Raw genomic sequence first — 8,005 nt, forward strand, 5'->3', positions numbered from 1 at the left:
CGCTTGGAAGCGGGCGAATCGAAGCGTAGAGTGCTGCCACCAGAACCGGACGAGGACGCCATGTACGCAAGCAACTGGAACGACCTGTCGACCCTTGGGGTCGCCGCCCTGAAGCAGATGGACCGCTCGCGCCGGGCGCGCGGGCAATTGCTGGACCGCGCCGGCTATGGCCCGCGAGAAACGCCTTCCATCGTGCTGCACGCCGAGCCCGGCCTCAAGCTGCGCCGCTACGCTGCGGCGGATAGTCCGGCAGATAAAACGGCGAACAGCCCTGCCGTCCTGCTGGTGCCGGCGCCCATCAAGCGCGCCTACATCTGGGACATGGCGCCCGAGATCAGCGTCGTGCAGCGCTGGCTGGAGCGCGGCTACCGCGTCTACCTGGCCGAATGGGTGCCGCTCGACGAGCAGCATGCCGGCGCCAATGCCGCGACCCATGCCGATGCCGATGCCGATTTTCATCCCAACGCTCATTTCGCCAGCGGCTTCAGCCTGGCCGGCTACGGCGACCGCCTGCTGCGCATCTGCCGCGAGCAGATCCGGCACGACAGCGGCCAGGACAAGGTGATCGTCGCCGGCCACTCGCTGGGCGGGATCCTGGCGGCCATCCACGCCTGCCTGTATCCCGCGGCGGTGGCCGCCACCGTGCTGCTCGAAGCCCCGCTCGGCTTCGATCCGGCCAGCGACTGCTTCGCGCCCCTGGTCCGGGCCACGCCCGATGCGCGCCGCATCGCCGACGCCTTTGGCCAGGTGCCGGGCAGTTTCCTGAACATGATGAGCGCCGCCGCCGAGCCGCATGCCTTCGGCTGGGAGCGCCTGCTCGACCGCACTGCCTCGATGACCAGCCCGCAGGCCCTGAACAGCTACATGCAGGTCGAACGCTGGACCCATGACGAGTTTCCGCTGCCGGGGCCGCTGTTCGTCGACCTGGTGGAATCGCTGTACCGCAACGATGCCTTCACCCAGGGCAAGCTGGCGATCGGCGCGCGCGTCATCGGCCCGCACGACCTGCACTCGCCGCTGGTCAGCGTGTTCGACGGGCGCAGCAAGGTGATTCCACCGCAATCGGTGCACCCCTTCCACGAGGCGACGGCCAGCGCCGACAAGCTTCTGCTCGAATACAGCGGCGACATCGGCGTCAATTTGCAGCACGTCGGGGTGCTGGTCGGCCGCAATGCCCACGCGCGGATCTGGCCGGCGATCTTCAACTGGCTGGACGCGCTGCGCACGCGCGCAACTGCTACGGCTGCGACGGTCGCAATGCCGGCGCCGTCAGTCTGAACCGCAACACAGCGGGTGGCGTGAAGAACGCCACCCGCGCGGGTCAAGGCAATCCTGCTGATGCCGCCGAAATCCCCTATGCCAGGCCCGGCAGCGTAAAATCGCGTTTTTGCCCGGTGCCCGCGCATGACTACTGAACCCAAGCTGCCCGCCTCGCTTCCCGAACCGGACCTTAGCTCACCTTCCAGCTTACCTTCCAGCTTACTTTCCAGCCCACCTGCCGCCGCCCGTAGCGCGACGCCCGACCTGGTCCTCGGCCTCGAAGACCGCCCGACACCCTGGGTCGGCATGCTCGCCGCCCTGCAGCACCTGCTGGCCATCATCGTCCCCATCGTCACGCCCGGCCTCCTGATCTGCCAGGCGCTGGGCGTGCCGGCGCGCGATACCAACCTGATCGTCTCGATGTCGCTGGTCATCTCCGGCATCGCCACCTTCGTCCAGTGCCGCCGCTTCGGCCCGCTGGGCGCCGGACTCCTCATCGTGCAGGGCACCAGCTTCAATTTCGTCGGCCCGCTGATCGCCGGCGGCTCGCTGATGGTCAAGCAAGGCACGCCGGTGGAAGCGGTGATGGCTGCCATCTTCGGCGTGGTGGTTGCCGGCTCGTTTGTCGAGATGGGCGTCTCGCGCATCCTGCCCTTCGTAAAACGCATGATCACGCCGCTGGTCACCGGCATCGTGGTGCTGATGATCGGCCTCACCCTGATCAAGGTCGGGCTGATCAGCATGGGCGGCGGCTTCGCGGCGATGGGCAACGGAAGCTTCGCGAATGGCGAAAATTTGCTGTTGTCGGGCATGGTGCTGGCCATCATCGTGATCCTCAACCGTATCCCCGTGGTCTGGCTGCGCAGCAGCGCCATCGTGATTGCGCTCGCCGCGGGCTACGTGCTGGCCGGCTATCTCGGCCGTCTCGACTTCAGCGGCATGCACGAGGCGCCCGCCTTCCAGGTGCCGCTGCCGCTGCACTTCGGCCTGAGCTTCTCGTGGCCGCTGTTCATCCCGATGATCGTGATCTATCTCGTGACCTCGCTCGAAGCGATCGGCGACGTCACGGCCACCAGCAAGATTTCGCGCGAGCCGGTCCAGGGTCCGGTGTGGATGCGCCGCATCAAGGGCGGCGTGCTGCTGAATGGCGCCAACTCCCTGCTGGCCGGCATCTTCAACACCTTCCCGAGCTCGATCTTTGCCCAGAATAACGGCGTGATCCAGCTGACCGGCATCGCCAGCCGCCACATCGGCGTCTGGATCGCCCTGTTCCTGGTCGTGCTCGGCCTGTTCCCGAGCGTGGCCGGCGTGATCCAGGCGGTGCCGGAGCCGGTGCTGGGCGGCGCGGCCATGGTGATGTTCGGCGCCGTGGCAGCAGCCGGCATCAACATCCTGGCCAGCGTGGCGCTCGACCGGCGCGCCCTGCTGATCATCGCGGTGTCGCTGGCGCTGGGCCTGGGCGTCTCGCAGGTGCCGGAATTCCTGGTGCACATGCCGGCCGCGATCCGCAACGTGCTCGAATCGGGTGTCGCCACCGGCGGCATCTGCGCCGTGCTGCTGAACTGGTTCCTGCCCGACAGCCACCACACTAGCGATAACGACGGCAGCGCCGCGCACTGACCCACCTTTCCTCCCCGCTCCCGCCGCGTGCGGGAGCACCGCATCCACCCGTCGATTCCACTTGCCGCTTTCCCAACGCTAAGTGATTTCACGTAATTACTTCAGAAATGAACTATTCAGTGGTAAAATACGCTTCGACGGACCGATATGGCCCGCCTTTTTCACTCACCTATCCATTGGCGGACAAAATGAAAACCACTTTCCTGATTCCAGCACTTCTCGTCTCCCTGCTTGCCGGTTGCGCTACCAGCAACCCTGTCGCTTCGAATGATCCGGTGCGCCAGCGCGTCCTGGCCGAGCTCGAGCAAGCCAAGGCCGACGGTTCCTACCCGCTCACCGAAGCTGCCTACGCCAACCTGCCGATCGCCCACGAGCAGAATCGCCAGCGCGTTGCGCAAGAAAACGCCGCAGCAGCAAGCGCAGCAACCAAGGCGCCTTGATCGCGGCGGTACAATCTGCGCTTTTCTTCTCTGCAGGAGATTTCGATGAGCGACTTTGGCCCGACCGATCAACGACTGCGCCGCGTGAAAGCGCGTATGCCTGATTTTGCCGTGGATGCGATGCGTCTGGTGCGCATGACGAATCACCTGCAGAAGACCTTCCGCGACCGGACGAATGCCCTGCTCAAGAAGTTCGACCTCGCCGATTCGAGCTATACCGTACTGGCGATCCTGTACGGCAGCGTCGACGAAACGGCGAGCGCGTCGGAACTGAGCGAAACCTGCCACGAAAAGCCAGCCAACCTGACCCGCGTCTGCGACGAACTGGTCGCACGCGGGCTGATCGTCCGCCGCCCGAAACCGGGCGACCGCCGCGCCGTGATGATCTCGCTGTGCGACGCCGGCCGCGAACTGGTCGAGCAGGTGATTCCGGAAGTCTCGAACATGGTCGGCGAAGCGACCGCCGGATTCACCGCGGACGAACTGCGCCAGCTCTCGAGCCTGTATGCCCGGCTGCTGGCGAGCCTGAACGGGCGCCCCTGAGGCATGCCCTGCTTTACACCCGGCCCCTAGCGGCAGGGTTCACTGTTGTACCGAGCTTTGGATCTGAAATAAGAAATGCGTAAATTACTTGTTGTTCCCATGACCGTTGCCGTATCCGGCGCCCTCCTCGCTTCCTGCGGCAAGGCGCCTGCGCCGTCAAACGAGAAACCGGTCGACGTGGTCCTGATCGGCGCCGGCGTCATGAGCGCCACCCTCGGCACCATGCTCACCGAACTGCAGCCGGACCTGAAGGTCGAGATGTTCGAACGCCTCGACAAGGTCGCCGCCGAAAGCTCGGACGCGATGAACAACGCCGGCACCGGCCACTCCGCCTTCATGGAGCTGAACTACACGCCCGAAGGCAAGGACGGCACGATCGAGACCAAGAAAGCGGTCGACATCAACGAGCAGTTTGAAGTGTCGAAGCAGTTCTGGGCCTACCAGGTCAAGCAAGGCTACCTGCCCGACCCGCGCGCCTTTATCAACAACGTGCCGCACATGGCCTTTGTCTGGGGCGACGACAACGTCAATTACCTGCGCAAGCGCTACGCCGCCCTGCAGAAGGAAAACCTGTTCAAGGGCATGCTGTACAGCGAAGACCGCGCGCAGATCCGCGACTGGGCGCCGCTGACCATGGACGGCCGCGACCCGAACCAGAAGGTGGCCGCGACGCGCATGGACATCGGCACCGACGTCAACTACGGCATCCTGACCCGCACCATGGTCAAGAACCTGACCGAGAAAAAGGGCATGGACCTGCACCTGCGCACGCAGGTCGAGGACATCCAGCGCGGCGCCGACGGCATCTGGAACGTCACCGTCAAGGACCTCTCCACCGACAAGCTGCAGACCGTGCGCGCCAGGTTCGTCTTCATCGGCGCCGGCGGCGGCGCCCTGCCGTTGCTGGAAAAGACAGGCATCCCTGAAGTGAAGGGCTACGGCGGCGTGCCGGTCGGCGGCCAGTTCCTGGTCACCACCAACCCGGCACTGGTGAACACCCACCTGGCCAAGGTCTACGGCAAGGCCTCGGTCGGCTCGCCGCCGATGTCGGTGCCGCACCTGGACACCCGCATCATCGACGGCAAGAAGACCCTGCTGTTCGGGCCGTTCGCGACCTTCTCGACCAAGTACCTCAAAAACGGTTCCTGGATCGACATGCCGGCCGCGATCACGACGAATAACGTGCGTCCGATGCTGCAGGCCGGTATCGACAACATCCCGCTTACCAAGTACCTGATCGAGCAGGTGATGCTGTCGCCGGAAGACCGCCTGGCCACGCTGCGCGACTACCTGCCGAACGCGAAGATGGAAGACTGGACCCTGGCCACGGCCGGCCAGCGCGTGCAAATCGTGAAGGACAGCAAGGATGGCGGCATCCTGCAGTTCGGCACCGAAGTCGTCGGTTCGGCCGACGGCAGCGTGGTCGCCCTGCTCGGCGCTTCGCCGGGCGCCTCGACCGCCGCGCCGATCATGCTGAAGGTGCTGAAGCAGTCGGCCTTCAAGAATGCTTTGGCGACCCCGGCCTGGAAGGCGAAGATGCTGGAAATGGTGCCGTCCTACGGCCAGAAGCTGAACGACGATCCGACCCTGGCGAACCGCATCCGCCACTACAGCAGCGACGTGCTGGGCCTGAAGGCGCTCACGCTGGACGAGCCGGCCGTGGCAAGCGCAGCGGCTGCCGGTCCGGTGGTGGCCAAGCAGTAAGCTGGAGCGTTTGCTTCAAGCCGCCAAGGCGCCGCAGTTGCGACGCCTTTTTTGTAGGTGGACGGCCGCGCCGTCCACGCGTCCACGCGTCCAGGCGGAGGCAGTGCGGAGCTGGGCAGAATAGCGGGCTGCGCAGACCGCAAGGCGGTTTCTTGTGGGGGCGCATCGGCGCAGACGTGGTTTGAACGCGTGGGCGGCGCAAGGGCCGCGTCTGCGTACAGGGTCGGGTAGAGCCGACCACCCTACGGCTTGCACACGGCTGCCGTTCCCTTGGCCAGGTAGGCAGCGCGCAGCGCGTTTGCTTGTGCGTCCTCTTCCAGCGACAGGGTCCGGTACAGCCGGTCATAGTCCCAGCCATAGCCCCAGCGGAAAGGCGACGGCAGCCAGGGCACGCCGCCGGCGCGCACCGCGCCATACATGGCGCCGCCCAGTGCCGGGCTGCGGCTGGCCGCGCGCACGCATTCCCTGAACACCCGGTCCGATTCCAGGCGCTCGGCCGCGCTGCCGCCGCGCCAGTAGGCCAGGTCGTGCGCGACGCAGCAGCCGCACCAGTCGGCCTGGCCCAGCGGCGCGCGATCGGGGAAAAGACTGCAACCGTCGGTGCTGAAGGGCTGCAGGCTGGGCCCCGTGGTGCAGCCGCCCAGCGCACCGAATACACCCAGCACGGCTCCACGCAAGAGATAACGAGAGATAGAAAACCACATGGGCCGCTATCCTAGCCGAAATTGCTGCACAGATTTCTACTATTCAATTATTATTAGACAACACTGCAACAGCCAGGCGCCGGATCGACGACTTCTGACTAAGCCTAGCGCAGCGGCAGGCGACCCGCCAAGCTGCTGTCCCCACCACCGCCAACCCGGCTGTGCAAAGCTACACAATTGTCGTGCAGTTCCGCGCAGCAGAACGGCTGGCCGCCGCATCGATCACCCAGCAAGCATGCCCTTCTGCGAATGTGTTCCTTGCGAGACAAAAACGACCGAGGAACAAGGCGTTTACTGCCGGCTTACTAATAGTTGTTGACAGTGTTAACACATGAAAATAGAGTTTCACTATAGACGGCTGAGTTCCACCAAGAGAAACCGTGCCGCTATGCAACTTCAGTGCGATTGGCCTCGCCGGGGTCAAGCATGAATAAAAAGGAGACAGCTTCAGTGAAAAAGCACATCATCGCGTTGGCCGCCCTCTGCGCCTGCATGTCCGCCGCATCCGCGCAAACCAGCGTGACGATCTACGGTATCGTCGACGCAGGCATCACCCATGTGAACAATGATGGCCCGAACGGCGGCCGCACCACTGTCGAAGCCGGCCAGATGGCCGTGTCGCGCTGGGGCTTCAAGGGCGTGGAAGACCTGGGCGGCGGCCTGAAGGCCCGCTTCGGCCTGGAAGGCACCCTGCTCAACGACACCGGCGGCGCCGGCGTCGGCACCGGCAATCCGTCGGTCACCAGCCTGTTCGACCGCGAAGCCACCGTCGGCCTGACCGGCAACTTCGGCTCGATCGACTTCGGCCGCCAGAACATCCTGGGCGTGCTGTCGGTCGGCATGGCCGATCCGATGGGTCTGGCCTTCGCCGCCACCAGCCCGAACGTGCTGTTCTCGGCAATGAACCACGCCGGCGTGTACGGCGCCTACGGCGCCAACGGCGGCGGCACCGCGCTGCGCCAGAATAACTCGGTGCGCTACGTTTCGCCATCGTGGAGCGGCTTCGGCTTCGCGCTGATGCGCGGCTTCGGCGAACAGCCGGGCGACTCGCAGCGCAGCTCCTACCAGGGCGTGTCGGCCTTCTACAACGCGGGCGCCCTGAACGTCGCCGGCGCCTTTGCGCGCATGAAGAACGCCACCAATACCGACCTACTGAAGTCGCACGCGATCGGCGTCAAGTACACCCTGCCGCGCGTCGTACTGAAGAGCACCTACTCGGAAAACGAGCTGGAAAGCACGAACCGCAAGATCGCCGTGTTCGGCGCCGGCGTCGACGTGCCGGTGGCACCGAACATCACCCTGACCGGCGCCTTCTACAACACCAAGCGTTCGGGCGACCTGAGCGACGATTCGCAGCAGTACATCGCCATCGCCCGCTACGCGCTGAGCAAGCGCAGCACCGTGTACGCGTCGTACGGCCACGCCGCAACCGACACCGTCGTCACCGCGACCCAGATCAACCTGGCGCAAGGCGTGGTGTCGGTCGGCAGCGATTCGGCGAACCGCGTGACCGTGGGCGTCATGCACGCGTTCTAAGCTGCGGCAGGAACGACAAAGCCGGCAGGGTTTGCGCCCTTCCGGCTTTTTTCTTTTTCTATTCGTGTCTTGTCAGTGTGCGCGATGCGGGCGTGCGTTGAACGCGTGGGCGGCGCATACGGCGCGTATGTTCGGCCGCCCGGGTGGAGCCGACCACCCTAATGTGATGGACTCCACCCTCCTGATAACGGCATCATT

7 protein-coding genes are annotated in these 8,005 nt (G+C 65.0%); 6 read left to right on the plus strand and 1 reads right to left on the minus strand.

Annotated features, from left to right (window positions below):
* Nucleotides 1–30 precede the first annotated feature (30 nt).
* From QWL29_RS17515 to mqo, 5 genes are all read left to right on the plus strand, one after another.
* Nucleotides 31–1,278, plus strand: a complete 1,248-nt coding sequence (locus QWL29_RS17515; protein WP_305824159.1) for an alpha/beta fold hydrolase — start codon at nt 31–33, stop codon at nt 1,276–1,278.
* Between the two features lie 126 nt (nt 1,279–1,404).
* Nucleotides 1,405–2,880, plus strand: coding sequence for a nucleobase:cation symporter-2 family protein (locus QWL29_RS17520; protein ID WP_305824160.1), 1,476 nt, complete (start codon nt 1,405–1,407; stop codon nt 2,878–2,880).
* A gap of 188 nt (nt 2,881–3,068) precedes the next feature.
* Nucleotides 3,069–3,320: a DUF4148 domain-containing protein gene (locus QWL29_RS17525; RefSeq protein ID WP_305824161.1), complete on the plus strand. Its 252-nt coding sequence runs from the start codon at nt 3,069–3,071 to the stop codon at nt 3,318–3,320.
* Nucleotides 3,321–3,365: 45 nt separating this feature from the next.
* Nucleotides 3,366–3,863 carry a MarR family winged helix-turn-helix transcriptional regulator gene (locus tag QWL29_RS17530; RefSeq protein ID WP_305824162.1) on the plus strand — a complete coding sequence of 166 codons (498 nt, stop codon included), beginning with the start codon at nt 3,366–3,368 and terminating at the stop codon, nt 3,861–3,863.
* 75 nt (nt 3,864–3,938) lie between these two features.
* A complete protein-coding gene (mqo, locus tag QWL29_RS17535) occupies nt 3,939–5,567 on the plus strand; it encodes a malate dehydrogenase (quinone) (RefSeq protein WP_305824163.1) in 1,629 nt (542 codons plus the stop codon).
* A 242-nt stretch (nt 5,568–5,809) separates the two neighbouring features.
* Here mqo and QWL29_RS17540 read toward each other — a convergent pair whose 3' ends face one another.
* On the minus strand, nt 5,810–6,271 hold the full coding sequence (locus tag QWL29_RS17540; RefSeq protein WP_305824164.1) for a hypothetical protein: 462 nt from the start codon (nt 6,269–6,271) through the stop codon (nt 5,810–5,812).
* Nucleotides 6,272–6,721: 450 nt separating this feature from the next.
* Between QWL29_RS17540 and QWL29_RS17545 the strand changes: the two genes are divergently transcribed.
* Entirely contained in the window at nt 6,722–7,807 is a 1,086-nt protein-coding gene (locus QWL29_RS17545; protein WP_305824165.1) for a porin, read from the plus strand.
* The last annotated feature ends 198 nt before the right edge of the window (nt 7,808–8,005 follow it).

This window comes from Massilia brevitalea (assembly GCF_030711405.1).
GTDB lineage: Bacteria > Pseudomonadota > Gammaproteobacteria > Burkholderiales > Burkholderiaceae_D > Telluria > Telluria brevitalea.

Bases quoted from the DNA above. Each gene is read 5' to 3' on its own strand.
- QWL29_RS17520 (WP_305824160.1), top strand. From the start codon at position 1,405: ATGACTACTGAACCCAAGCTGCCCGCCTCGCTTCCCGAACCGGACCTT.
- QWL29_RS17525 (WP_305824161.1), top strand. From the start codon at position 3,069: ATGAAAACCACTTTCCTGATTCCAGCACTTCTCGTCTCCCTGCTTGCC.
- QWL29_RS17530 (WP_305824162.1), top strand. From the start codon at position 3,366: ATGAGCGACTTTGGCCCGACCGATCAACGACTGCGCCGCGTGAAAGCG.
- mqo (WP_305824163.1), top strand. From the start codon at position 3,939: ATGCGTAAATTACTTGTTGTTCCCATGACCGTTGCCGTATCCGGCGCC.
- QWL29_RS17540 (WP_305824164.1), bottom strand. From the start codon at position 6,271: ATGTGGTTTTCTATCTCTCGTTATCTCTTGCGTGGAGCCGTGCTGGGT.